The sequence below is a fragment of the Microbacterium sp. genome (assembly GCF_036277215.1).
In the GTDB taxonomy this organism is placed as follows: domain Bacteria; phylum Actinomycetota; class Actinomycetes; order Actinomycetales; family Microbacteriaceae; genus Microbacterium.
Window position 1 is genome coordinate 1 of sequence record NZ_DASUNI010000184.1, and the last position, 24,929, is coordinate 24,929.

The window sequence follows — 24,929 nt, forward strand, 5'->3', positions numbered from 1 at the left end:
CAATTCCCGGATCGTCCGACCGCGACGATCCGCGAGGTGGTGACCCAGTCCTATGAGGAGTTCAACGACGCGCGGGTCCGGGACTTCGTCGAAGTGCTCGTCGAGAAGCAGGCCAAGAAGCGCCTGAAGCACCTCGACTCCTGAGTGCTCTTCCGGGTTGGGCGGTCCTCCGAAGCCGGCGCCATTGGGGTGGGGGCCTCGGAGGACCTGAACCTCCGCCGAACCCGCTCCGCCGGGGGCTCGGGTTCTGCGCGCGATCACGTTCTGCGCGGACTCGGCGGCGGGTCTGGGCTACACGCTACGAGCGCTTCGAGCCAGTCGTCCAGCGCCGCAACGCGTTGTTCGCGCGCTTGTAACACGCGCGACAATAGCGGGATGGACTCCCCGCGCGCCGACCTCGATCCGGCCGACGCTGCGCCCTCGGCGTACACCGGCTTCCTCTTCCGCCGCGCCCAGCAGGCGCACGTCGCGGTGTGGCAGCGAGAAGTGTCGGCCACCATCTCCAGCGTGCAGTTCGGCGCGCTTTCCGTGCTGTCCCGGATGCCGGGGTCGAGCCAGCAGGACCTGTGCGACGAGCTGGACCTCGACCGGTCCACGATCGCCGACCTCGTGCACCGGCTGGAGCGGAGGGGGCTCATCGAGCGTCGGCGCGATGACGCCGACCGGCGCCGCAACCGCCTGGTGCTCACCGGCAGCGGCGACGCGGCGTTCGCCGACCTCCGCCCGCGCGTGGACGAGGTGGAGCGCGCGCTGACGAAGGCGCTCAGCCCCGATGAGCGACGGCAGCTGAGGGCTCTGTTGACCAAGGTGCTCGTGGCGGCGAAGGACCAGGGCGACACGCTCCCGCACGACTGACGGCACGTCCCGGCGGGTGCGCAACCTCGGAGAACAGCGGATGCCCGCGGCGTCAGGCCCGTGCAACGCGAGCCCGGATGCCGCGGCCTCAGGCCACGTGCAGCACGACGCGCTGGTATGCCTTGAGCGGCTCGAGCGCAGCGTCGGACGCCTCGACGATCACGTGGATCGTCTGGCCGGGTCGCGCGTCGGACGGGATGGCGACGCTGATCGACTCCCCGTACGACGGTGAGATCGCGACCTGGCCCGGGAACGTCCCCGCTTCGCGATAGTGCCACCAGTGGCAGCGGACGGCATCCCCGTCGGGATCTTCCACGATCGCGCTCAGCGCGACCTCGTCACCGGGCGCAACGGAGATGTCCGTTCCCGGAAGCACTCGCAGCGACGGGTGGTGGTTCGCGTCCGCGAACCGATCGGTGACGCTCCATCGGAGGCGTGCCGCGAAATCGGCCTGGGCGTCGGCGAACCAGCGGACGACCGAGTGCTCCGCCGGGATGCTGCCGTCCGGGAGTGCGTCCTCTGCGCCTCGAACCGTCCACGAGTCAGGGGTGTCGGGAGTGCGGATCGCACGGCCGCCCCAGCCCCCGAAGCTCGGATGCTCGTGTCCGCGCAGGGAGGGGACCACCAGGTTCAGCATGTTCGTGGTGTCGCCCTCCGAGATCCACTCCCCCGCTGCCTCGGGCTCGGCCCAGACGCCGTAGCCCATGGCCGTGAGCTGGTCGGAGGTGTAGCCGGCGAGACCGAAGTAGTCGGTCGGGTCGTCTTCGACCATCTTCCGGCCGTCGCCCCACACCCGGTAGAGAGCGCCGAGCGGGCCGACCGACGTCACGTGGTCGCGGAGCCAGTCGGCGCTCAGCAGCGGCAGCTCCCGGTCCGTGAGGACCCGACGCGCGAAGTATCCCCACGCGTAGGTGGCGACATCCGTCACCCGGATGTCGGGCCACCGCAGCTTGATGTAGTCCTCGTACGTGTTGTCCTGGGATGCGAACTTGGTGATGACCGCCTTCTCGGAGACGGCCCGCCGCACCCGGTCCCACTCGCTCCCGCCGCGGTACTGCTCCTCGATGGACATGAGCGCGCGTGCGATCGTGCTGGTGCCGGCCCAGACCTGCAGGTGGACGGGGCCGGGCCGATCATCCAGAAGCGTCCGGGCGATCAGACGCGAGCCGTCGGTCTCTTCGGACGTGTCGCCCTCGAACGAGACGTTGCCGTCGTACACCAGCGAGCGCAGGTGAGCCGGGGACGGGTAGCGCGGGTCGTGCACGATGAGGTTCCCGTGCACCTGAGCGTACGCATCCACGACATCGTCGATGAAGCGCTCGCCCGGCGCCCAGCGCCACGACGTGCGAGGCTCGGCGTACTCGCGATCAGGCAGGAAGAAGGCGGTGCCCTTGCCGTCACCCCGCCAGTGCACCTGGCTGCTCGCATAGATCAGCCCCTCGATCTCCACCTCGTTGCTGTAGAGGACCATCCGGATCAGGGAGTTGAGGTCGTCCAGCTCCGGATCCGCGGTGATGATCGTGCGCGGCCGTTCGCCCCCGGGCGCGCCGCCGGTCGTCACAGCCATGTCGGTGCCGCCCCGGGCTCTGCGCCGTCGACATCGACGACGCCTCTCCGCGACCGGCCGATCCCCCACCCGACCAGGTCGGGAGTCGTCCCCCGCACGCGCAGCGCACCGGCATCCCCCTCCTCCGGAGTCAGGATGCGGTAGATCTCGGCGCGATCGGACGGTTCGAGCACGATGTCCCGGTCGCCGGGCTTGCGCTTGCGGCGCCACACCCGCACGAGATCCTCCAGGAGCAGCACCTGCAGCTCAGGGGGGAAGTCGTGCACGCTGCCGCCGTTGTCGAGGTCGACGGCGTGGATCCACACCTCGCGGGTGCGCATCCAGACGGTCTCGGATGCCGGGACCAGGCGGCCCTGCGCGGTGCGCACCTCCGCGCTCCACGCGTCAGGCGGCAGGTCGCGCCATTCGACGTTCAGGTGCACCGCGGCGTGCGCGGCGAGGTTGCGCAGCGCGTCGACGGGCAGAGTACCCCCGAAGGCGATCTCCTCCTCGCGCTGGGTGTCCGAGTCGTACATCGGCGTCTCGACGCCGGTGCGCGCCCATTCGACCAGGCGCGCGACGGCGCGCGCGTTGAACCCGACGTGTGCCACGAGCTGGCGCCGCGACCATCCAGGCAGGAGCGACGGAGCGTCGAACTCGTCGTCGCGCAGCTCGTTCAGTTTGCGAGCCCAATACGCCTGACCGCGCCGCATGAGCAGCAGCGACGCGGCGACTCGCTCGTCGGTGGCCAGGTCGGTGCGTTCCGGCACGGGTCAGCCTTCGGCGCGGATGCGGTTGCGCAGCTGCCCGATGCCCTCGACCTCGGTCACGAGGGTGGCTCCGGGTGCCAGGTACCGTGCGGGCTTGCGGGCGTGTCCGACGCCGCCGGGCGTGCCGGAGGCGATCACATCGCCGGGGCGGAGCGTCACGATCTTGGAGATGTACGAGACCAGGAAGGCGGGCCCGAAGACGAGGTCGTCGGTGGGCGTCTGCTGCACGGTCTCGCCGTCGACCTCGCCCCGCAGCAGCGCTCCGAGCGAGAACTCGTCCGGAGTCACGAGCACCGGTCCGAACGGGGATGTCGCCTCGAACGTCTTGCCCTGGAACCACTCCGGGCTGCGGTACTGATAGTCGCGCATGGTCACGTCGTTGATGACCGAGTAGCCGGCGATCGCATCCGCCGCCTCGTCCTCATCGAGGTTGCGGGCGGTCGAACCGATCACGATGGCGAGCTCGGCTTCCCAGTCCACGGCCTCAGCGGCGACTTTCGGCAGCACGATGTCGTCGTACGGACCGACCAGCGCTTCGGCGTACTTGGCGAAGAGGGTCGGGTGCTCGGGGAGCGGGCGGCCCATCTCGAGGATGTGGTTGCGGTAGTTGAGCCCGACGCAGACGATTTTGCCGGGATCGGGCACGACCGGCGCCCAGCCGGCGCTCGCGGGTTCCGGCACGCCGAACCCGGCACCCGAGGCCTCTTCGGCCCGCGCCCGCCACTCCGGGTCGCGCAGGAGCGCCCCGACGTCTGCGAACCCTGAGATCTCGGTGGCCCGGTCGCCGTCGATGCGGGCGGCGATGGTGCCGGAGTCGGTGCGAAGTGTTGCCAGGCGCATCAGCGGTCATCCTTACTGGGTAGGTACGTGCGGGTGAATCCGAGGCGGTCGATGATCGGGCCGTCGTTGAAGCGGAAAAGGTCGAAGGCCGTCTCGGCGCGGAGCGACCAGGGCACCCAGCTCGGGACGACGAACAGGTCGCCCTTGTCGAGCCGGTGCTCGACGCCGCCGAGCAGGACGGTCCCGCTCCCCTCGAAGACCTGCCACACCGACGAGCCGACCTCGTGGCGGACGGCCGTCTGCGAGCCGGCGCGCAGCCGGTGGAACTCGCTCCGGATCGTCGGCATCACGTCTCCTCCGGTCGTCGGGTTCGTGAAGCGGATCGCGGCGTGGCCCTGCTCCACGGTCGCGGGATAGCCTTCGTCCTCGAGCGCGAGCTGCTCGCTCAGCGCACGGTCGGTGTGCTCCCACCGGTACGCCGACAGGGGTGAGCTGATCTTGTCGTCCAGCCCCGACAGCGGGCGCAGCCCGGGGTGTGCCCAGAGGCGCTCGGCGCGGGAGGTCTGCGGCGAGGCCTCGTCGGTGACGCGTTCCGAGCCGAACTCGAAGAAGCCGACATCCGTGTAGTTGGAGAACGGGATGTCCAGCCCGTCGATCCACGCCATCGGCTCGGCGGTGTCGTTGTGGTGGCCGTGGAAGTTCCACCCGGGCGTGAGCAGCAGGTCGCCGCGGCTCATCCGAACGGGATCGCCGTTGACGACGGTCCAGACGCCCTGGCCCTCCACCACGAAGCGGAAGGCGTTCTGGCTGTGACGGTGCTCGGGCGCCGTCTCGTAGCCTCCGAGGTACTGGATCGCGCACCACAGGGTGGGGGTGACATAGGCGGTGCCGGGCAGTCCGGGGTTGACGAGGCCGATTGCGCGTCGTTCCCCGCCGCGGCCCACGGGCACGAGCTCACCGGAACGCTCGGCGATGTCGAAGAGCGTCTTCCACCGCCAGACGTGCGGCACCGCTGCCGGCGAGGGCACCATCGGCATCAGGTCGTCGCGCTGCGTCCACAGCGGCGCCATGCTGTTCACCTCGAAGTCGCGGTAGAGCTGGACGAGCTCTGGGGTGTCGGCCTGGCCGGTCATCTCCTGCATTCGACTCGCCTCTTCCTTGAGATCTGCCGGCCCACGCAGCCGGAATAGTCAGTACGCCAACGATATTACCGGATGACGGCGAAGACCACCCGCCATTTCACACCCCGGCGCGGAACAGCGGGTCCGCCGTGTCGCCCGGCACGTCCGAGCGGGCGGCGCGGATGGCGTCGATGCTCCGCGGGATGTCGAAGGGAAGGACGCCGCGCGCGGCGCCGGTGCGTGTCAGCGCCTCGAGCACCGCCGCATCCGACGAGCCGTAGACAGCGACCACCGCCGCCGCGGAGGGAAGGACCGGGGCGAGCAGCGCGGGTCGTTCCAGATGGACGACGACGATCACTGGGGCGACGGCCGCCAGCTGCCGAATGCGCTCCACGTCCGAGTCGGCGAATTCGAGGCTGCCCGCATGGAACGCGGACTCCAGCAGGTAATGATCGCGAGGCTCGAACGGCGCGGCGATGCGGACGACGACCACCTCCGCGTCCTCCGCCTGCGCAGGCACGAAGCCCGCGCGGGCGAGAACCTCCTCATCGATGTCGGGCGAGTGCACCCTCGTGCCGCTCACCACCGGCAGCGCCACCCCCGCAGCACTCACGATCGTCGTGGACGCGACCTGAGCGCGATGACCCGCGGCACGGAACTCCTCGGATCCGACGATGTCCGCCGCCGAATCCTCGTCGACATAGGGGTCCTCGAAGAGTCCGAGTCGGAACTTCACCGCCAGCAGCCGTCGAACCGACTCGTCGACCCGCGACTGCGGCAGGCGGCCCGACTCGACGAGTTCGACGATCCAGCGGGGATCGTCCTCGCCTCCGAACTGATCGACGCCGGCGAGCAGCGACTTCTCGACCCGATCCACTTCGGACAGGTGCTCGACACCCCACGCACGCGGCGGAAGGGTCTTGTCGCCGATGCGCGACTCCGTGATGAGGCTCCAGTCGGCGCAGATCACGCCGTCGAAGCCGAGCGTGCCGCGCAGCAGGCCGGAGAGGATCTGCCGGTTGAATCCGAACGCCACCTCCTCGATCCGCTCGCCGTCCAGCTCGAGCCCGATCGGCACGCCGTACGACGGCATGATCGCAGAGACGCCGTGGGCGATCGCCCTGCGGAACGGCTCGAGGTGGTACTCGAACATGCCGCCCGCGTAATCCTGCTCGCGGCCGTAGGGAAAGTGCGGGTCCTCCCCATCACGCTGCGGCCCACCGCCGGGAAAATGCTTGGCCATGCAGGCGACGCTGTCGGGTCCGACGCCTCCGGCGCCCTCGAATCCGTCCAGGTAGGCCAGTCCGAGCCGTGCCACCCGGTCCGCGCTCTGCCCGAACGTGCTGTACTGCCGCGCCCACCGCGGCTCGGTCGCGACATCGAGGGTCGGGTGCAGGGCCGACCGGATGCCGATCGCCAGGTATTCGCGGCGCGCGATGTCCGTGAACTCGCGCACCAGGCCCTCGTCGCCGAGCGCCCCCAGGCCCAGTGGCTCCGGCCACGCGGACATGTACTCGGCGCTGAATGAGGCGCCCCAGTTCTCGGTGAACGAGTGGCGCGGATCGGTGGAGATCGTGACGGGGATGCCGTGCGGAGACTGCTCGGCCAGCGCCTGAACCTGGTTCGCCCAGCGGGCCATCGACCGGGGGTCGGGAATGCGGTGGACGTTCAGGTGGGTGACGAACCGGCGCGCGACGAACTCCCGCACACTGGGCCGGCCGCCTTCCACCGCGGGCTCGTCGAGGTCGTCGTCGGTGGTGACGCGCACGATGGAGTGCATCATCAACCCGGCCTTCTCCTCGAGCGAGAGGCGCGCGAGAAGATCGTCGACGCGCTGATCGACCGAAAGTCGCGGGTCCTCGTACGGATCCAGCACTCCGTTGCCGTTCAGGTCGCGGAACCGGGTGCCGTCGACGTGCTCGAGATACGTGGGGGTCATGGGGGGTCCTCGCAACAGTCTTCCGCAACGCACTCCTGCGCGACAGTGCCCGCGCGTCCGCGGCATCCGGTGGCCGGAACCGCGGCTCGGATCGTGCGCGGGAAGAGAACCCGTCGAGCGCGTAATAGCGCAAGGGATCCGACGTCCTAAGAGTGCGGGAACCGGCCGGCCAGCAGAAGGCGGACGCAGAGTGCGAGGGAGGTCGGATGGGCACGTTCATCTACGACACGATGGCGAATTCCGTCGAGATCGACGACCGGACCCTGGCGCACCTGCGGATCGTGATCATGAACAAGCTGCGTCGCTCGGAGCCGTTCATGTTCGAAGTCGCGATGCACGATGGCAGTGGTCGCCGCAGCTTCTGGGTGTCTCCGAGCGTTCCCATGCAGTTCCGCTTCTTCACGACGCGGCAGCCGCAGATCAACCGGATCTGGATCGAAGAGCTGATGGAGGCCGCCAGTGGCCCGAACGGCCTGTCGATCCTGGCCGAACCCGAGCCGAAGGACGAACCGCCCGTCGCGCGGGCGGGCGCGGCCACGGGCAACGCGCGCGCCATCTGACTCCACGTGGAGTCGAAGTCACCGGCTATGCGTCGAGCACCAGCCGGTAGCCCATTCCGGGTTCGGTCAGGATGTGGCGCGGTCGCGCCGGGTCGACCTCGAGCTTCTTGCGCAACTGGCCGATGTAGAGGCGCAGATACCCGGTGTCGGTGATGTGCTCGCTGCCCCAGATCTCGGTGAGCAGCGTCTGCCGCGACACGAGCAGCCCGGGGTGGCGGACGAGGAACTCCAGCACGTGCCATTCCGTGGGAGTCAGCCGCACGGCGGCGCCGTCGCGGGTGACCGTGCGGGATACGAGGTCGACCGTCACATCTGCGAACGTGACCACAGGGTCGGCTCCGGGCTGCTGAGGTGAGGATCGCCGCGTCAGCGCACGCAGGCGGGCGAGCAGTTCGTCCATCTGGAAGGGCTTGGTGACATAGTCGTCTGCACCCGCGTCGAGGGCCTCGACCTTGTCGGCTGCGCCGGTGCGTCCCGACACAACCAGGATCGGGACCGTCGTCCATCCGCGAAGCGCCGCGATGACCTCCAGGCCGTCCAGGCGCGGCATCCCGAGATCGAGCATCACGATGTCGGGTCGTTCGGACGCCGCCGCGGCGATCGCCGCAGCGCCGTCGACGGCCGGGATGACCTCGTGCCCGTGGGCGGCGAGCGTGATCCGGAGGGCGCGGACGATCTGCGGGTCGTCGTCGGCGAGGAGGATCTTCATGACACCTCGTCCGCGTCCACGACCGGGAGGGCGATCACCATCGTGAGTCCGCCGCCCGGTGTGTCCTGGGCGGTGAGCGTGCCGCCCATGCCCTCGGTGAATCCCCTCGAGAGAGCGAGGCCCAGGCCCAGCCCTGTCGAGTTGTCGGTGTCACCCAGCCGCTGGAACGGTGCGAAGATCTCGTCCTTGCGCGAGGGGATCACGCCCGGCCCGCGATCCTGAACCCGGATCTCGGCCACTCCGTTGCGTCGGACGACGCTCACGTGCACCCGAGTTCCCGCCGCTGTGTAGCGCTCGGCATTCGCCAGCACGTTCACCACCACCCGCTGCAGGAGCACCCCGTCCGCGACGACCGTCGGCACATCGCGTTCCAGAGCGAGCTCGACCTCGTCGGGCCCGAGGCCGAGTTCATCGATCGCCGCGAGCACCACGTCGGCGGGATCGACCGGCGCGAGGGACACCGCGAGGACGCCCGCCTGAACACGACTCACGTCGAGCAGGTCGGTGACCAGCGTCGTCAGCGTGGCGAGGCTCTCGTCGGCGGTGGCCAGCAGCTCGCGCCGGTCCTCATCGCTCATCGCCGATTCCGCGCCGCGCAGGCCGCTGACCGCTGCCACCGCGGATGACAGCGGCCGGCGGATGTCGTGGCTGAGCGCGGACAGGAGTGCGGTGCGCACCTGGTCGGTCTCGGCCAGGGCGTCGACGGTGGCCGCCGCCTGGGACAGGTCGGTTCGCTCGAGGGCGGCATCCAGCTGCGACACGATCACATCGAGGAGACGCCGCGCGGCGCCGTCCAGCTCGTCGCCGTGCAGCTCGAGCACGGCACGGTCACCCACGGGCACCGTCGTGTGCCGATTGTCGGCGAGCGGCTCACCGTCCGTGGCGAGCACCGTGCCATCCGGTGCCAAGAGCCGCACGCCGGCGAGGTTGAACGCCTCCCGGGTCCGCGCGATGAGGGCCGGCACGGCACTCTCTCCACGCAGGACGTTGCCGGCGACCGCGCCCAGAAGCTCGGACTCCGCCTCCGAGCGACGCGCCAAACGGGCTCGGCGAGCTGCCTGGTCGACGATGTAGCTCACCAGCACCGCATTCACCACGTACAGCAGCAGCGCGTACAGGTGCAGCGGATCCGACACCGTGACCTCGTACTGCGGCGCGACGAAGAGGAAGTCCAGCGTGAGGCCCGACATCACGGCCGCGAACAGCGCCGGCCAGATGCCCCCGATGAGCGCGACGAGGATGACCAGCAGCTGGAAGGCGAGGACGTCGCTGGTGATCGACTGGGCGGAGCGGACCGAGAAGAGCAGCCACGTCAGCAGCGGGCCCACGATCAGCGCGACGATGAAACCCAGGACGCGACGGCGCACGCTGAGCGCACCGCCGGTGAGCAGCGGCAGCGCGAAACCGCGCGCGGCAGCCGCGTGGTTGACCACGTGCACGTCGATGTCGCCGGAATCGCGGATGACGGCCGCACCGATTCCGGGCCCGGTCAGTGCCGGCGTGAACCGCCGCCGCCGGCTCACGCCGATCAGGAGCTGCGTGGCACCGACCGAGCGGGCGAAGTCGAGAAGGGCACGGGGGACGTCGTCGCCCACCACCTGGTGATACGTGCCGCCGAGCGACTCGGCGAGGGTCCGCTGTGCGGCGAGTGCCCCGAGCCCGCGCGGGTGCGGGTCATCCTGGCTGGTGACGTGCACGGCGAGGATCTGGCTCCCGGCTGACCGGGACGCGATGAGGGCACCGCGCCGCAGGAGCGTGTCGCCCTCCGCTCCCCCGGTGAGCGCGACGACCACGCGCTGGTTGTCCGCCCGATCCGGAAGATCGGCTCCCTGCTCGCTCGCCCTCTCCCGCGTCGGCATATCGCGCCGCTGCCGGTCCATGCGCGTTCCTTCCCCGTTCGCAGCCCTGATCCGCCCGCGCACTGCTGCGCTCCGAATCCTAGACGCCGCCGCTCGCGCATGCCGCGCCGCGGACTCGCACTCCGATTCGACACCTCCGAAGGCACCGGATTGCGACCCCCTAACGATTCCCATACGGCCCTCGGCCGTTTGCTAACGGGCGTTCCCTTATCCGCCGTCCGGGCCGGTGCGAGGATTTACCGGGTCCGAAAACCTCGGCCCGAGCGAGGAGTTGTCCAGGTGAATGATTGGGACCAGTTCGAGTTCCCACGGGCGGTCCCGGGACCGTCGAAGAGCGGGCGGATGGCCACGCCGTTCTCGCGCTGGCTGCTCCACGACACCGTGCAGCCGGTCGGACCGGAACGAGCCGAGACCGCTGCCCACGGTCACTCGTGGTGGAAGGTCATGTGCCTCACGGGCGTGGACTACTTCTCGACGCTGTCGTATCTTCCCGCGATCGCGGTACTGGCCGCCGGTGCACTCTCGCCGCTCGCGACGCTCCTCATCGTCGCGCTGACACTGCTCGGGATGCTGCCCATGTACCGCCGGGTGGCGAAGGAGAGTCCGCACGGTCAGGGTTCAGTGGCGATGCTCGAACGACTGCTGCCGTTCTGGCAGGGGAAGATCTTCGTCCTGATCCTGCTCGGCTTCGTCGCGACGTCGTGGATCATCACCATCACCCTGTCCTCCGCCGATGCCACGGTGCACCTGCTGGAGAACCCGTTCATGCCGGAGTGGCTCTCCGGTCAGGCGGTGGCGATCACGATCGTGCTGCTGCTGGTCCTCGGCGGCGTGTTCCTGATGGGCTTCACCGAGGCCGTCACGGTGGCGATCCCGCTCGTCGCGATCTTCCTCGGGCTGAACGCCGTCGTCATCGCCGCGGGACTGCTCGAGATCGCCACGCATCCTCTCGCCGTCGCGGACTGGATGGCCGCCTTGACCGCCACCGGCAGCGGCCCCGGCGGGCTGCTCCTGCCCGCTCTCATCGCATTCCCTCTTCTGGTGCTCGGACTGTCCGGCTTCGAGACGGGCGTCAGCATGATGCCGCTCGTCTCCTCGCGCGGCGCAACCCCCGCGGAGCGGCTGAACTCGCGGATCCGAAACACCCGCAAGCTGTTGACCGTCGCCGCGGCCATCATGAGCGTGTATCTGCTCAGCAGCAGCATCGTGACGACGCTGCTGATCCCGGCCGAGGCCTTCCAGCCGGGCGGTGCAGCGAACGGACGTGCGCTGGCATACCTCGCGCACGAGTACTTCGGCGATGGATTCGGCACCGTGTACGACATCAGCACCGTCCTGATCCTCTGGTTCGCGGGCGCATCGGCGATGGCCGGGCTGATCAACATCGTGCCGCGCTATCTGCCCGCGTACGGCATGGCTCCCGAGTGGAGCCGCGCCGTGCGTCCGGTCGTGCTCGTCTACACGGCGATCAGCATCATCATCACGATCGGCTTCCAGGCCGACGTCAATGCGCAGGCGGGCGCTTACGCCACCGGCATCCTGGCGATGATGGTCTCGGCCTCGTTCGCGGTCCTGATCTCCACGATCCGACGCCGCAAGGCCCTGCCGATCGCCGGGTTCAGCGTGCTCACGCTGGTGCTGGCCTACGCCCTGATCGCGAACATCATCGAGCAGCCCGACGGGCTCGCCATCTCGGCTCTGTTCATCCTCGGGATCATCGTCATCTCGCTGGTCTCGCGGGTGTCGCGCACGACCGAGATCCGCGCGGAACGGCTCGAGTTCGACGAGACCGCCCGCAGGTTCATCGCCGAGTCCCTGCGGCATGACGGACGCCTCAACATCATCGCCAACCGGCCCGAGACGGGCGAGGCGATCGAGTATCTGCAGAAGGAACGCGCAGCCCGGCGTCTCAACCCGGTTCCGGGACGAGCCGAGGTGCTCTTCCTCGAGATAAAGATCGTGGATCCGTCGGAGTTCCGCGAGGTGCTCCACGTCACCGGCATCGAGGTCGAGGGGTTCCGCGTGCTGCGCGCCGAGAGTCCCGCCGTCCCGAACGCGATCGCGGCGATCCTGATCGCACTGCGCGACGTCACCGGCGAGCGTCCGCACGCCTACTTCGAATGGTCGGAGGGCAATCCCCTCCTGCACATGGTCCGCTACCTTCTGCTCGGTCGGGGCGACACCGCACCCGTCGTGCGCGAGATCCTCCGCGAGACCGATAAGGACCCGATGGACCGGCCGGTGATCCACGTCGGCGGATGAGCCGGCCGGTCGGTCGTCGGCGGGTTCACCGCTCGATCGCCCGAACCCGGTTGTTGCGGGCGTTGTGCTCCAGCTCCACCAGTCCCAGCGCCTCCAGCAGGGGCGGAAGGTACATCCCGAACCGGCCGCGCAGGCCTTTCTTCTGGCCGTACCAGCCGCCGACCGGGTTGTCCTCCGACCGCCCCCACGCCTCGACTGTGCCAGGAGCGGCATCCTTCTGCTCATCCGCCGCGCCGAGCGGCATCCAGTCACCGCGCTGGACGAGCATCTCGTGCAGATCGTCGACCGCCCGCGCCAGGTAGGTGAGCCTCGTGCCTCCGACCTGGCAGATCAGCAGCGGCGGATCCGCCGTGTCGTCCCGGTAGATCGCGTAGTCCGACGAGAGCGGCGGCGTCTTCAGCTTCCAGGGGTCTTCGGGCGTTCCGGCGCCCGACCAGTGCTGGGTCATGACTCTCCCTCGGGTGTGGGTTCGGGACCAGTCTCGGCCGTCGCGAGGGCGGCGTCTTGTACGAAAACGACGACATTCGGCGCGAAGTCGGCCGGGCCTTCCGGCGGGTAGTAACCGCGGTAGCCGCGGGGAACGCCTCCACTGAAGATGCGGAAGTCGCGGACGAAGTGCGCCTGATCGAAGTACCCGGCTGCCGCCGCCACCTCGCCGAGCGAGACGCCGGGGTCCGACATCAGCTGCCGGAGCGCGGACTGGAAGCGCAGAACCCGTCCGACGGTCTTCGGGGGGAACCCGAGCCCGCGGGCGAACAGCCGCTCGATCTGCCGGGGTGAAGATGCCGCGACCTCTGCGAGCAGGCTCACCGGCGCACGGCCGTCGCCGGCGACGAGCGCCGACAGCGCGCGCTCGAAAGCCGCCTGCGCCCGGTCCAGCCGCAGCCGCGCGAGGAAGAACTCGTCGAGCATCTGGCCGCTCGCCGCCAGATCGGGCTCGGCGCGGAGAGCCCGCTCGAGCTCGCGCGTCTCATCGCCGAAAACCCGCTCGGGCGACGGCGTCTGACCGCTCCACGCCGCGACTCGGACGCGGGTGAATGGCGCGAGTCCGCCGAGGTGGAACCGGACTCCGACGATGCGCACCCGGCCGTGCTGAAGGATGCGGATCGGAACGAGTCGCTGCGCATCGAGATTCGACCGGTCGTGCTCGGTGACGCCGCCGCCGATGACCACGCGCCGGTACGAGGCCTCGAAGTTGAAGATGAGATCCGCGCGGGCGTCCACGAAGACCTCGACCCGCAGGTCGACGTCTTCGCCGGGTGCATGCGAGACGAACCAGTAGTTCTCGATGTAGCGCCGAAGAGGCTCCGCGGGGAGGCGCAACCGGTACATGGGCTCAGAATGGCACGCCGGCGGTGGGAGACGCTCGCGTTCGAACGGCCGTCAACCGCCGTCCTCGCCGCCTTCGCCGGAATCATCTCCGCCCGTGTCGGTCTCGCCGTCCGCCGGCGGCGTCGGCTCGGGGGCAGGGGTCGGCTCGACCGGTTCGGCCGGCTCCGTCGGTTCGACCGGCTCAGGGGAGGGGGTCGGCTCGGCCGGCTGCGTCGGCGGGGCGGACTCCGTGGGTTCGGGCGTCTCGGTCGGCTGCGCGGGCTCGGTCGATTCGGCCGGGGGCGATTCGACCGGCGCAGCGGGAGGAGCCTGAAGGTCGGCGCGCACCACATCGATGGCGTTCTGGATCGCAGCCGCCCGCTTCGCACTCACGTCCCCGTTCGCGACCGCGTCATCCAGCTGTTTCTGCAGCTCGTCGAGCAGCGCCGTGGCGGAAGCCAGGTCGCCGGCCGCAGCCGACTCGGCGATGGACACGACGGAATCCTGCATCTGAGCAGACACGTCGAGTGAGATCTCCGAGTCCGGCGTCGCGCAGCCGGCGAGGATCCCCGCCACGAGCGTCGCACCCGCGAGGAACGTGAGGACGCGGCGCATGGAAGTTGTCTTCTCGTCGAGGGAGTACTGGCAGGACAAACCTAGTTCCTCACCTGGAGCCGACGACACCAAGCTCTTGACAGAGCGACGGCCAGCGTGAAGCTGCCCGGGATGCATTTGCCTGGACCGCGTAATGGACCTGCACAGCCGACGTCTTATTCATGCGGAAGCGGCTGGGGCAACGGCTTCCGCGGTGCTCTCGCACACGGCACCAGGGTCGGCGTCACCTCGGAGGGGTCCGAGAGTCGGCGTCGGCCCACGCACCCGGCCACCCCGCGGCGCGATCCGGCAGGCGTAGGCTGAAGGGAGGCGGCCGCGGACCCAGGTAGCCCGTACGGTACTCGGGTGAGGAGAAGGATGCGGTCGTCACACGGTCCGCGAGGCCAACGGGGTTTGTGTGGAGAGTTCGTCTCCGCCCTGCCCGTCCAGCATGCCGCGATATCCACCCTGGGTGACCCGTTCGAAGTCGAGACGGTCTGCTCCAGCGATCCGCTCGCGGCGCGCTTGGACGAGCTGCAGCTGGACTTCGGGGAAGGCCCCTGCTGGCAGGCCCGTGCGACGCGGTCGCCGGTGCTGCTTCCCGACCTGCAGGCCCCGCTCACGCCCGCGTGGCCGGTGGTGCAGGCGGCACTGGCATCGCACCAGGTGCGAGCGGCGTACGCCTTCCCGATGTCGGTCGGAACTCTGGACATCGGCGCCGTCGACCTGTACGCCGCCCGCCCCGACGCGCTCTCCCAGAACGATGTCGCCACCGCGTCGGCCATGGCGGATGCCGCAGCCCTCCAGGTGCTGCGCCACACCATGGCGCACCGCGACGACCCTCACAGAGACGACCCCTCGTCGCGACGCACCGTGCACCAGGCGACCGGGATGGTCATCGCTCAGATGCGTATCCCCGCGGACGACGCGCTGCTCGTGATCCGCGCGCACGCCTTCGCCGCCGACAGGTCCGTGGCGCAGATCGCGGCCGATGTCGTCGAGCGCCGGCTCGATTTTTCGAACTGAGGAGGCGCCGCGGGCGTACATTGGGCAGATGACGCCTCGCACGCGTGAGCAGGATCTGATCGAGACCTTCGTCGGCCTCGCGGACACGCTCGTGGTCGACTACGACATCGTCGACCTGCTGTACAAGCTGGTGACCCGCTGCGCGCACACGCTGGAAGCGGTGGATGCCGGCATCCTGCTGCCCAACGAGCACGACCAGCTGGAAGTGGTCGCATCCACCAGCGAGAGAAGCCACCTCATCGGAATACTCCAGCTGGACGCGGGCGAAGGACCCTGTGTGGACGCGTACACAAGCGGTCAGGTGGTGACCGTCGACGATATCGCCGCCACCTATGCCCGATGGCCGGTGTTCGCGGAGGCAGCCGCCGACCTCGGATATCAGTCCATGCACGCGATTCCGCTGCGGCTGCGCAACGAGACGATCGGCTCGCTCAACCTGTTCAGCGACAAGTCGGGTCCGCTGAAGCTGGAGGACGCCGTCGCCGCCCAGGCGCTTGCCGACATCGCCACGATCGGCATCCTGCACGAGCGCGCGCTGCGCGAGGCGGACCTCGCGCGCGAGCAGCTGCAGCACGCGCTGAACAGCCGAGTCATCATCGAACAGGCGAAGGGCGTCCTCTCGCACCGCGAGCGGGTCGACATGGACCAGGCGTTCCTCATGCTGCGCGAACGAGCGCGCAGCAGCGGCCGGTTGCTGTCCGTGGCCGCGCGCGATGTCGTAGAGGAGTCCGGGCAGCGCTGACGGGGAGGTCGTGATGCGTTCTGCAAGCAGCGCCGGAGCACTCGTCGCCGCGGCATCCGCTGTGGTCCTGGCCGGTTGCGTGCCCGTCGTAGCAGGGGGGCCGGCGGCCTCGGAGGAGCGCGAGATCGGGGCGGTCACGACGGTCGTTCTCGACACGTCCGGCGACCTCACGATCTCGGAGGGCGAGCCCGGCCTGACGATCCACGCGCCGGAGGCTGCGTTGGATCGCCTGACCTCGGACGTGAACGGCGACACCCTCGTGTTGGGTTCGAAGTCCGGACCCGAGATCATCGTGGGCGAGGTGCGGTACGAGCTCACACTGCCCGAGCTCGAGACGGTCGAGCTGAACGGCTCCGGCGACGTCGAGTCCACCGTTTCCGCTGGAGGAGCACTCCGCCTCGACCTCGACGGCTCCGGTGATGTCGAGTGGTCCGGCCTGGACGCCGACGGCGTCGAGGTCCGCCTGACCGGCTCCGGCAGCATCGAGTTGTCGGGTACCACGTCGGAGCTCACGATCGAGCTCGACGGCAGCGGCAGCGTCGACGCCGGCGACCTGCAGGCGCGGGACGGCGTCGTCTCGATCGGCGGGTCGGGCGACATCGACGTCGCGGCCAGCGACACGCTGTCAGTCGAGATCTCGGGCAGCGGCCGAGTCACCTACTCGGGCGATCCGTCGGTGAACTCGGATGTCTCCGGCTCGGGCGACGTCGTGCGCGGCTGACCTGCCTCAATGAGTCCGGCGGCCGCGCGCCCCCACGGCGTCCAGTCGCTCGTTGAGCGTGATCGCGGCGTCGATGAGCGCGAGGTGAGTGAACGCCTGCGGAAAGTTGCCGATCTGCTCGCCGGTCGGTCCGATCTCCTCCGAGTACAGCCCCAGGTGGTTGGCGTAGGTGAGCATCTTCTCGAAGATGAGCCGGGCGTCGTCCAGCCGGTCGGCGCGGGCGAGTGCGTCGACGTAGAGGAACGTGCACAGCGAGAAGGTTCCCTCCGAGCCCCGGAGCCCGTCGGGCGATGCGCTCGGGTCGTAGCGGTACACAAGGCTGTCCGAGACCAGCTCCTTCTCAATCGCCGCAAGGGTCGATGTCCACATGGGGTCGTGCGGGGAGATGAAGCCGACCTGCGTCATCTTGAGCAGCGAGGCGTCCAGGACCGGCTCCCCGTATTGCTGGACGAAGGCTCCCCGCTCGGGATTCCATCCCTTCTCCATGATCTGGTTGTAGATCGCGTCGCGATGCTCCATCCAGCGTGACAGCGGCGCCGGTCGGCCGTATGCGGTCGCGAGCCGGATGGCGCGGTCGAAGGCGACCCAGCACATCAGCCGCCCGTACGTGAAGTCCTTGCGTCCGCCTCGGGTCTCCCAGATGCCCTCCTCCGGCTGATCCCAGTTCTCGCCCAGCCAGTCGAGGAGCCTGCCGATCGCCACCCACCCGGGCTGCCCGATGTCGACGCCGCTGCGATAGGCATTCCAGAGGGCTTCCATCGCTTCCCCGTAGATGTCAAGCTGCAGCTGCCCGGCGGCGCCGTTACCGATCCGCACCGGATAGGACCCGCGGTATCCCTCCCAGGCCTCGAGGACCTCCTCCGTCATGTGGGTGTCACCATCGATCCGGTACATGATGTTGAGGGGCCCGGTCGGGCTGCCCAGCTGCGCCGCCCCTCGGTCCCGCAGCCAGCGACCGAACGCGGCCGCCTCCTCGTAGAAGCCCATCCGGATGAGCGTGTTGACCGAGAAGGAGGCGTCCCGCACCCAGGTGAACCGGTAGTCCCAGTTGCGCTCGCCGCCGATCTGCTCGGGAAGGCCGGCCGTCGGGGCCGCGACGAGTCCGCCGGTCGGGGCGTAGGTCATCAGTTTGAGCGTGATCGCCGAGCGCTCGACCTTCTCGCGCCAGCGACCGGTGTACGTCGATTGCCCGATCCAGTTGCGCCAGAACTGTGCGGTCTCTTCGAACATGCGGTGGGCGTCGGCGACGGGGACGGCCTGCGGGCTCGTGGCACCGTCGGTCTCGAGGACGACGCCGCGCATCTGCCCCTCGCTGAGGCTCAGCGAGAAGCGCAGGTCGCCTCCGTCGGTCACCTCCGCCTGCCCGAGCCGCTCGGTGCCGGGGTCGCGGATGAGGCTCAGCGTGAGAGTCGTCTCGCCGGCAGTGCACGTCGCGCCGTGCTCGCTGAGCGTCACCGCGTGCTTCTGTCGGCCGTAGTCGAAGCGCGGTGCAACCTCCAGATCGAACACGATCGAGCCGCGGACGCAACGCAGCTGCCGGACGAGACGATGCCGGCTGCTCGGAGCGTCGGAGGCGACCGGCATGAAATCGATGACCTCGCCCACACCCTCCTCCGTGAGGAAGCGGGTGAGGAGGATCGCTGTGTCGGGGAAGTACAGCTGTTTCGTCTCGAAGGCGTCGGCGCGTGGGCGCGTGCTGAAATGACCGCCGCGCTCGCTGTCGAGCAGCGACCCGAAGATGCTCGGGGAATCGAAACGGGGACTGCAGAACCAGTCGATGGTGCCGTCGGTCGCGACCAGGGCGGAGGTCTGCAGATCTCCGATGAGGCCGTGATCTGAGATGAGCGGGTAATCGCTCATGCCTGCGAATTCCTGTGCATGACTGACCACCCTCGCTCGACGACGCTTGATCGTATCGTCGCGCGCGCGACGCTGCCTAGGGCGATCGCACGGGAAGGGATGCCGCGATCACACCGCGGCATCCCGTCTCGCGCCGCACCGCTATCTGCGTCGAGTGGACTGCGCCGATGCCTGCGCCGGACGCGCGGCGACACCGTCGTCGCGAAGCTCGCCACCGTGCACGATCAGCGCATAGATGATCAGTACATCCATGGCGATCATCACGAGCGACCACCACGGCTGCGCCGCGATCAGTACCGCCGCCCCGCCCACGCGACAAGGGCCTCCGCGGCGGAGCGCAAGGACTTGAATCGCTACGGCCGGGCCTATCCCCACCCGCCCAGGTACGCCTCCACGTCGATCTCGTCGCCGATCGGGCGCACGTCGCGAGCAACCGTCCGCTCGACCGGGAAGAGGTCTTCCCGTCCCCACCGCGCGTTGCGCGCTCGGGCCCGCATCGAGGCGATCCGGATGAGCTCGGCACCCGCCTCGTCGACGAGCACGAGCTCGCCGAGCTGCTCTGAGCCGACGCGTTCGACCTCGGCAGCGAGGAGGCCGCCGGTGACGAGTACCGGACGGAGCAGATCGATTCGAAGGCGCACGCGATCGAGGTGGTCCGCTTCCTCTGGACTCCGAAGGTCGAGGCTGTTTACCACCTCCGCGCCGGGTAGGGCGGCCAGCACGCTGTCGAGGCAGACGAACGTCGGAGCCGGCGCAGCCGCGGACGGGCCGACCACCGCGATGTCGACCTTCCCGCTGCGGATGCCTCTGCCGCGCGAGCCGGGCAGCGGTATCAGCTCGGACAGCCGGATCGCCTCGGCGTTCTTCACCGCGAGCGCGGTCGTCGATCGACCTGCGATGTCGGGGCCGTCGTGCCACGCAACGGCTGCAGGAACGTGCGCGAGCATCGCGCCTCGGAGCCACGCGCGGTACGCCCATTCCCAGTCCTCGCCGCCGTAGACGGTGAAGGACTCGTCGAATCCGCCGATCTCCTCGAACATCGACCGAGAGCACGCCAGGACCGCGCCGATGACGTATCGGTAGCTGCGGTCGTCGGCGTCGAGCAGGTTGCGGGAGGCGCGGTACGCCTCAGTCAACCAGGTCGGTTCGGGCAGTGCGCGGCCGGGCGCCACGCTCTCGATGTGGGCGGTCGGCGCCAGCCCCGCGAGAAGAGCGTGGCGGCGACGCCCCACGGCGATGCAGTCGGGCGCGAGCGCCGGGAGTCGGGCGAGTTCGCGCACGAACGACGGTTCGGGCACTGTGTCGGCGTCGAGGAAGACCAGCACGTCGCCGACGGCGGCACGGGCGCCGAGGTTTCGCACAGCCGCCAGCCGGAAACCGGCGTCGTCCTGGCGCACGAGACGCACACCGTCGCTGACGACCGGGATCTCCGGCGAACCGTCGTCCGCGACGATCACCTCGAGCCGATGCCGCGGGTGGTCCTGCCGCTCCAACGCGTGCAGGGTGCGCGCCAGCTGCTCCGGCTGGCGGTAGTGCGCGACGATCACCGAGACCATCGGCGGCTCGGGCGGCTCGACCCCCTCGAGCGTGTCCCACCGGTTTCCCGGCAGCGCGTGCCCCTCCGGCCACGTCATCGCGGGTCCATCGCAGCCCACCAGGCCCGGTACTCCTCGGCCACGTCGGCGAGAGTCGGCGCCAGCCGGATGCCGGGGTCCAAACGCGTCCGCGCCGGAACACGCCACGCCTCCGCAAGGCGACCCGGCAATTCGTCTTCCCGGTACAGCGTCATCGTTCCCGGCCGCAGCTCCGCCATCTCCTCGGAATACCGGGAGAAGACGACGAGCGGCCGACGACCTGCCTCCACCCACTCGAGCATCGAACGAGACGCGGAGACGTGCTCGTGCGCGGCGAGCGGGATGCCGTCATCCCCGATGCGGCGAGCGAACTCCTCGTCGTCCAGGAATCCCGTCACGTCGAATCGGATGCCGCGCCGCACGGCATCCGCTTGCAGAGCATGCACGTCGCCCTCGTGACCGGAAGACGGTCCGCCGACGGCGCGGACGATGACCGCGCCGACCGGCTCGCCGGCCGTCCGCAGTCTGTCGGCCGCCTCCGCTGCGGCGCGGATCGCCTGCGCGTGTCCTTTGCCGGGGTAGATGAAGCCTGCGAGAAGTATGACGAGGTCGCGCTCACCGCTCGGTGCGGAGGCAGGTGGCGTGCCGTCGGGCGCGGCACCGACGCGCGCGCCGAGCGGGATGGAGTGCGGCGGCGCGGCACCCGGCAGGAACTCGGCGACCAGCTGCTGTTCGTGCCGACTGTTGACCGCCACGGCCTCGGCAGCCCCGAAGAAGCGCGCGTAGGCGCCGACGCGGCGCGGAAGCGCGGTGCCGTCCGAGGTCTGCGGCACGTCGTGCACCGTGATCGTCAAACGGGTGTGTGCGGCGATCCGTTCGAGGTTCAGCGCGGCCTCTTCGGGCGAGCGGCCCACGAGGCCGTCGGTCACATGCACGTGGGTGCGCGCGGCCGATCGCGCGTGGCCGATGGCGTCCGCGACATCAGCGACCGCCGCCACGGAGGTGCGAACGTCGAGCATCGTCAGGGCAGCCGACAGGTCTTCGGAGTACCCGACCACCCCGTGACCCCGGGGACCCACGATCAGCTGCAGCGGGGGCGGGGGCGCGGTCATCTGGCACATGGTTATACGTCCCGGGCGCTCACGTCAAGCGCCTCCGTTTTCGCAGAGTGGCGCTTATCGTCGGCAGAAGGGCCGACGAATCACGGCGGGCCTCTGCGATCCGATCAGCGGGAGGGAGATTCCCATCATGGTGCCTTTCGCGACCTCGACCCTCTCCCCCGCCGCGCGGGAGGCGGCACCGGACGTCATCACGATCGCCTCGGCTCCGGCCGGCCACCCGTACGTCGCGCGGATCTCCGCGGCCGATGGCATCTCGTTGCTGCCGGATCCGCCGGTGCCGGGCGCGCCCGCAGGCGTCTGGTGGCCTCCTCCCGTGCTCGACCCTGCGTGGATCGACGCGAACCGCTCTGCGGCCCAGCTGCTGCACATCCATTTCGGCACCGAGTCCTTCGCACCCGGCCATATGACAACGGTGATCGATGCCGCCCACAAGGCGGGCTGGCCCGTGGTGTACACGGCGCACGACCTGGAGCACCCGCAGCTCGGCGACCAGGTCGCCTACGCCGGGCAGCTCGACGAGCTCATGCGCGGTGCCGATGCCGTGATCACGCTGACCGAGGGCGCGGCCTCCGCCATCCGGGATCGGTGGGATCGCAGCGCATCGGTCATCCCCCATCCATCGGTGGTCGCCCCGGATGCCGTGACACCGCGCGTGCGCTCGTTCGACGGCATCCGCATCGGAGTGCACCTCAAGGATCTGCGCCCGAATGTCGACGGTCCGGGCACGGTTCGCATGCTGCTCGACTCCGCCGATCGCCTGCGACGCGACGGCGTCCCGGTGGTCGCGGAGATCCGACTGCATCATCGCGTGCGCGACGACGCGGCCCGCGACGAGGTGCGCAGCCTGTGCGCGGCCGACGAGCACGCGACGCTGGTCGAGCACGAGCGACTCTCCGACGCCGAACTCGCGATCGCGCTCAGCCGGCTCGACGTGTACGTCCTCCCCTACCGGCACGGCACCCACTCGGGCTGGCTGGAGTTCTGCTGGGATCTCGGCGTTCCCGTCGCCGCACCTCTGGTCGGCTACTACGCCGAGCAGCACCCCGACCGCTCAGTCGCGACGTTCGCGCCCGGGAGCGGCGCCGACCTGACGTCCGCGCTCGCGAGTCTGATTTCCGGTTCGGATGTCGCCCGTGCGGGCACCGAAGAACGAGCCGACATCGTCGCCGCACGTCGAGAGGCCCGCCGGCAGACCGACGAAGCAGCGGCCGCTGCGCACGCGGCGCTCTACCGCCGCCTTGCGGGGCGGCCTTCGTGAGCGCGCGCGATCCCCTGCGGATCGTGGTGATCGCGCCACTTCGATTCCCGATCCGCCCCCCGCACCCCGGAGGGCTGGAGTCCGCCGTCTGGTCCGAGGTGGCGGCTCTCACGCGCCGCGGTCACGACGTGACGATGGTGGCGGTACAGGGGTCGGATTTCGTGGAGCCCGGCAGCCCGTTCGAGCTGCCGAATCTGAAATGGCCGCAGGGCGTCCCGGGCACGGACGTCAGCTACCCGCTCAGCTACGAGGCCACGACGGTGCCGGCACTGGAGCGGGCGCTCGCGGCGATCGCGGCGGACTCGGAACGGTTCGACGTGATCTCGAATCACTGCCTGCATCCCCTTCCGATCAGACGAGCCTCTCTCCTCTCCGTGCCGATGCTCACGACGCTCCACACTCCGCCGGACGAGGCGTTCGTGGCGGCGCACGCCGCCGCCGGTCCCGATGGCAGCACCTTCCTGTCGGTCAGCGATTTCACGCGCCGCGAGTGGGCGCGAGCCGGACTGCACTCCGAGCTGCTCGCGAACGGAGTCGACCCGACCGAGTGGCCGGCAGGCCCGGGCGGCGAGCAGATCGTGTGGTTCGGCAGGATCGTGCCGGAGAAGGCACCGCACCTGGCGGTGGAGGTCGCCCGCCGGCTCGGCAGGCGACTGACGATCGCCGGCCGCATCGGCGACCACGACTACGCCGAGAACGTCCTGTTCCCGCTCCTCGGAGATGACGTCACCTACGTCGGCCCGCTGACGCCGTCGCGTCTGGCCGAGCTGGTCGGCGCGAGCGCCGCAGCGCTGTCGACACCCGCCTGGGCGGAGCCGTTCGGCCTCGTCGCACCGGAGGCGCTCATGTGCGGCACCCCGGTCGTGAGCTTCGCCGTCGGCGGAGTCCCCGAGATCGCCGCGCGCAGCGTCGGAATGGAGCTCGTCGCACCCGGCGACGTCGCCGCGATGAGCGCGCGCGCGAACCGCCTCATGCAGCGGACCGCCGACGACGGGTCGTTCCGTCAGCGCATCCGGGCGAGCGCCGTCCGCCGCTTCTCGCTCGAGGCCCGGATCACCGCGCTTGAATACCGATTCGCCGAGCTCGTCGCGAGCGCCGGCCTTGCCGACGAGCTGACCGCATGAGCGCCCGCATCGGCTGGTACGTGCACCATCACGGGCGCGGGCACCTCTCCCGCATGCTCGCGATCGCCCCGCATCTGGATGCCGAGATCTGCTGTTTCAGCTCGCTGCCGCGGCCCGACGACCTGCCGGAGCACTGCTCGTGGACGCTGCTGGACCGGGACGACGATCTGCGTCCCGGTGCGACGGATCCGCGCAGCGCCGATCCGGAGGCGGGAGGGCTGCTGCACTGGGCGCCGCTCGGGCACGCGGGGCACCGCGCGCGCCTCGCGACGATGGTCGCGTCCGTCGCTGAGACTCCCGTCGACGCGTTCGTCGTCGACGTGTCGGTCGAAGTCGCCCTGCTCGTCCGCCTTCTGGGCATCCGTACGGTCGTGATCGCGCAGCCCGGCACGCGCAACGATGCCGCCCACGAGCTCGGGTACCGCGCCGCCACCACCATCGTCGCTCCCTGGCCGGAGGCCCTACTGGATCCGCCGCACCTCGCCGCCGTCAAGGGCAAGACCGTCTTCACCGGCGGAATCAGCCGATTCGAAGGACGAGCTCATACCGGGCTTGTCCCGGAGGATCGTTCGGAGCGCACCGTGGTGCTGCTCGGCAGCCGTGGCGGCAGCGGGGTCTCAGCCTCCGCCATCGCCGACGCCTCCACCTCCTCCGGACGCTCATGGCGCGTCCTCGGCGCCACTCCCGACGACGCATGGTCGGCCGACCCGTGGCACGAGCTCACCACCGCGGGCGTGGTCGTCGCATGGGCAGGGCAGAATTCGGTCGCCGACCTCGCCGCCGCGAACGCGGCCGCTGTGATCGTGCCGCAGGAACGCCCGTTCGGGGAGCAGGTGGAAACCGCGCTCGCGGTGAAGCGCGCCGGGCTGGCGATCGTGGCGACCGAATGGCCGCCGGCCGATGCCTGGCCCGAGCTGATCGACCGCGCCACGCGCCTGCGGCCGGACTGGTCCCGGTGGGAGGTGCACGGCGCAGCCGCCCGCGCCGCGGCCGCCATCGAAGCGACCGCCCGAGCCCGAGCGTGACGCACGTGACTCCGGTCGGGCTCGAAACGGCGCGCATCGCCGTCATCACGCTGTGCTCCACGCCGCGGGTGGCGCATCTCCGCAACCAGCTCGCCGCGCTGGCCGGCCGAGCGGATGTCGAACGGATCGTCGTGTGGATCGACGACGACGACGCGCCCACGCTCGACGCCGA

23 protein-coding genes and 1 pseudogene are annotated in these 24,929 nt (G+C 69.9%); 10 read left to right on the forward strand and 14 right to left on the reverse strand.

All coding sequences use genetic code 11. From position 1 onward, the window contains the following. Both VFX99_RS17315 and VFX99_RS09425 read left to right on the forward strand, forming a co-directional pair. A partial coding sequence (locus tag VFX99_RS17315; RefSeq protein ID WP_414684351.1) for a three-helix bundle dimerization domain-containing protein occupies nucleotides 1-144 on the forward strand: 144 nt, incomplete at its 5' end. A gap of 231 nt (nucleotides 145-375) precedes the next feature. Further along, nucleotides 376-855: a MarR family winged helix-turn-helix transcriptional regulator gene (locus tag VFX99_RS09425; RefSeq protein ID WP_329666039.1), complete on the forward strand. Its 480-nt coding sequence runs from the start codon at nucleotides 376-378 to the stop codon at nucleotides 853-855. An 88-nt stretch (nucleotides 856-943) separates the two neighbouring features. On the opposite strand, the gene VFX99_RS09430 is transcribed toward VFX99_RS09425, so the two are convergent. The 5 genes from VFX99_RS09430 to VFX99_RS09450 form a co-directional block, all read right to left on the reverse strand. Then, on the reverse strand, nucleotides 944-2,422 hold the full coding sequence (locus tag VFX99_RS09430) for a DUF1593 domain-containing protein (protein ID WP_329666040.1): 1,479 nt from the start codon (nucleotides 2,420-2,422) through the stop codon (nucleotides 944-946). Further along, on the reverse strand, nucleotides 2,413-3,171 hold the full coding sequence (locus tag VFX99_RS09435; RefSeq protein WP_329666041.1) for a maleylpyruvate isomerase family mycothiol-dependent enzyme: 759 nt from the start codon (nucleotides 3,169-3,171) through the stop codon (nucleotides 2,413-2,415). The genes VFX99_RS09430 and VFX99_RS09435 overlap by 10 nt, the downstream gene beginning before the upstream one ends. Nucleotides 3,172-3,174: 3 nt before the next feature. Further along, complete coding sequence (locus tag VFX99_RS09440) at nucleotides 3,175-4,011, reverse strand: fumarylacetoacetate hydrolase family protein (protein WP_329666042.1); 837 nt, start codon at nucleotides 4,009-4,011, stop codon at nucleotides 3,175-3,177. Beyond that, the gene (locus VFX99_RS09445; protein WP_329666043.1) at nucleotides 4,011-5,093 is read right to left on the reverse strand and encodes a cupin domain-containing protein; all 1,083 of its coding nucleotides are present in this window, start codon (nucleotides 5,091-5,093) and stop codon (nucleotides 4,011-4,013) included. The genes VFX99_RS09440 and VFX99_RS09445 overlap by 1 nt, the downstream gene beginning before the upstream one ends. Before the next feature lie 97 nt (nucleotides 5,094-5,190). Next, entirely contained in the window at nucleotides 5,191-7,011 is a 1,821-nt protein-coding gene (locus tag VFX99_RS09450; protein WP_329666044.1) for a glycoside hydrolase family 3 protein, read from the reverse strand. 206 nt (nucleotides 7,012-7,217) lie between these two features. Here VFX99_RS09450 and VFX99_RS09455 point away from each other — a divergent pair, with 206 nt between their 5' ends. After that, nucleotides 7,218-7,571, forward strand: a complete 354-nt coding sequence (locus VFX99_RS09455; RefSeq protein WP_329666045.1) for an ATP-dependent DNA ligase — start codon at nucleotides 7,218-7,220, stop codon at nucleotides 7,569-7,571. Nucleotides 7,572-7,596: 25 nt separating this feature from the next. On the opposite strand, the gene VFX99_RS09460 is transcribed toward VFX99_RS09455, so the two are convergent. Next, nucleotides 7,597-8,280, reverse strand: coding sequence for a response regulator transcription factor (locus VFX99_RS09460; RefSeq protein WP_329666046.1), 684 nt, complete (start codon nucleotides 8,278-8,280; stop codon nucleotides 7,597-7,599). Further along, nucleotides 8,277-10,079, reverse strand: a pseudogene (locus tag VFX99_RS09465) (ATP-binding protein); the annotation flags it as partial. The gene VFX99_RS09460 and the pseudogene VFX99_RS09465, both read right to left, overlap by 4 nt. A 402-nt stretch (nucleotides 10,080-10,481) precedes the next feature. Here VFX99_RS09465 and VFX99_RS09470 point away from each other — a divergent pair. Further along, nucleotides 10,482-12,401, forward strand: a complete 1,920-nt coding sequence (locus tag VFX99_RS09470) for an amino acid transporter (RefSeq protein WP_414684352.1) — start codon at nucleotides 10,482-10,484, stop codon at nucleotides 12,399-12,401. Between the two features lie 25 nt (nucleotides 12,402-12,426). Here the strand turns inward: VFX99_RS09470 and VFX99_RS09475 are convergent, their stop codons facing one another. From VFX99_RS09475 to VFX99_RS09485, 3 genes are read right to left on the reverse strand one after another with little or no spacing between them, the layout of a single operon-like run. Beyond that, nucleotides 12,427-12,849, reverse strand: coding sequence for a DUF6855 family protein (locus VFX99_RS09475; protein ID WP_329666048.1), 423 nt, complete (start codon nucleotides 12,847-12,849; stop codon nucleotides 12,427-12,429). Beyond that, nucleotides 12,846-13,733, reverse strand: a complete 888-nt coding sequence (locus tag VFX99_RS09480) for a helix-turn-helix domain-containing protein (RefSeq protein ID WP_329666049.1) — start codon at nucleotides 13,731-13,733, stop codon at nucleotides 12,846-12,848. The genes VFX99_RS09475 and VFX99_RS09480 overlap by 4 nt, the downstream gene beginning before the upstream one ends. A 51-nt stretch (nucleotides 13,734-13,784) precedes the next feature. Next, nucleotides 13,785-14,327, reverse strand: coding sequence for a hypothetical protein (locus tag VFX99_RS09485; RefSeq protein WP_329666050.1), 543 nt, complete (start codon nucleotides 14,325-14,327; stop codon nucleotides 13,785-13,787). 393 nt (nucleotides 14,328-14,720) lie between these two features. Between VFX99_RS09485 and VFX99_RS09490 the strand changes: the two genes are divergently transcribed. The 3 genes from VFX99_RS09490 to VFX99_RS09500 are packed head-to-tail and all read left to right on the forward strand — an operon-like array spanning nucleotide 14,721 to nucleotide 16,795. Continuing rightward, the gene (locus VFX99_RS09490; protein WP_329666051.1) at nucleotides 14,721-15,332 is read left to right on the forward strand and encodes a GAF and ANTAR domain-containing protein; all 612 of its coding nucleotides are present in this window, start codon (nucleotides 14,721-14,723) and stop codon (nucleotides 15,330-15,332) included. Nucleotides 15,333-15,360: 28 nt separating this feature from the next. Beyond that, nucleotides 15,361-16,074: a GAF and ANTAR domain-containing protein gene (locus tag VFX99_RS09495; RefSeq protein ID WP_329666052.1), complete on the forward strand. Its 714-nt coding sequence runs from the start codon at nucleotides 15,361-15,363 to the stop codon at nucleotides 16,072-16,074. A gap of 13 nt (nucleotides 16,075-16,087) precedes the next feature. Continuing rightward, nucleotides 16,088-16,795 carry a head GIN domain-containing protein gene (locus VFX99_RS09500; protein ID WP_329666053.1) on the forward strand — a complete coding sequence of 236 codons (708 nt, stop codon included), beginning with the start codon at nucleotides 16,088-16,090 and terminating at the stop codon, nucleotides 16,793-16,795. Nucleotides 16,796-16,801: 6 nt separating this feature from the next. Here VFX99_RS09500 and VFX99_RS09505 read toward each other — a convergent pair whose 3' ends face one another. From VFX99_RS09505 to VFX99_RS09520, 4 genes are all read right to left on the reverse strand, one after another. Continuing rightward, entirely contained in the window at nucleotides 16,802-18,655 is a 1,854-nt protein-coding gene (locus VFX99_RS09505) for a glycoside hydrolase family 15 protein (RefSeq protein ID WP_329666054.1), read from the reverse strand. Between the two features lie 141 nt (nucleotides 18,656-18,796). After that, nucleotides 18,797-18,967 carry a DUF7144 family membrane protein gene (locus VFX99_RS09510; protein WP_329666055.1) on the reverse strand — a complete coding sequence of 57 codons (171 nt, stop codon included), beginning with the start codon at nucleotides 18,965-18,967 and terminating at the stop codon, nucleotides 18,797-18,799. A gap of 53 nt (nucleotides 18,968-19,020) precedes the next feature. After that, nucleotides 19,021-20,289, reverse strand: a complete 1,269-nt coding sequence (locus VFX99_RS09515) for a glycosyltransferase (RefSeq protein WP_329666056.1) — start codon at nucleotides 20,287-20,289, stop codon at nucleotides 19,021-19,023. Continuing rightward, entirely contained in the window at nucleotides 20,286-21,341 is a 1,056-nt protein-coding gene (locus tag VFX99_RS09520) for a hypothetical protein (protein ID WP_329666057.1), read from the reverse strand. The genes VFX99_RS09515 and VFX99_RS09520 overlap by 4 nt, the downstream gene beginning before the upstream one ends. Before the next feature lie 136 nt (nucleotides 21,342-21,477). Here VFX99_RS09520 and VFX99_RS09525 point away from each other — a divergent pair, with 136 nt between their 5' ends. The 3 genes from VFX99_RS09525 to VFX99_RS09535 are packed head-to-tail and all read left to right on the forward strand — an operon-like array spanning nucleotide 21,478 to nucleotide 24,757. Further along, entirely contained in the window at nucleotides 21,478-22,608 is a 1,131-nt protein-coding gene (locus VFX99_RS09525) for a hypothetical protein (protein WP_329666058.1), read from the forward strand. Beyond that, nucleotides 22,605-23,732 carry a glycosyltransferase gene (locus VFX99_RS09530; RefSeq protein ID WP_329666059.1) on the forward strand — a complete coding sequence of 376 codons (1,128 nt, stop codon included), beginning with the start codon at nucleotides 22,605-22,607 and terminating at the stop codon, nucleotides 23,730-23,732. Before VFX99_RS09525 ends, VFX99_RS09530 begins: the two co-directional genes overlap by 4 nt. Continuing rightward, nucleotides 23,729-24,757 carry a hypothetical protein gene (locus tag VFX99_RS09535; protein WP_329666060.1) on the forward strand — a complete coding sequence of 343 codons (1,029 nt, stop codon included), beginning with the start codon at nucleotides 23,729-23,731 and terminating at the stop codon, nucleotides 24,755-24,757. The genes VFX99_RS09530 and VFX99_RS09535 overlap by 4 nt, the downstream gene beginning before the upstream one ends. Nucleotides 24,758-24,929 lie beyond the last annotated feature (172 nt).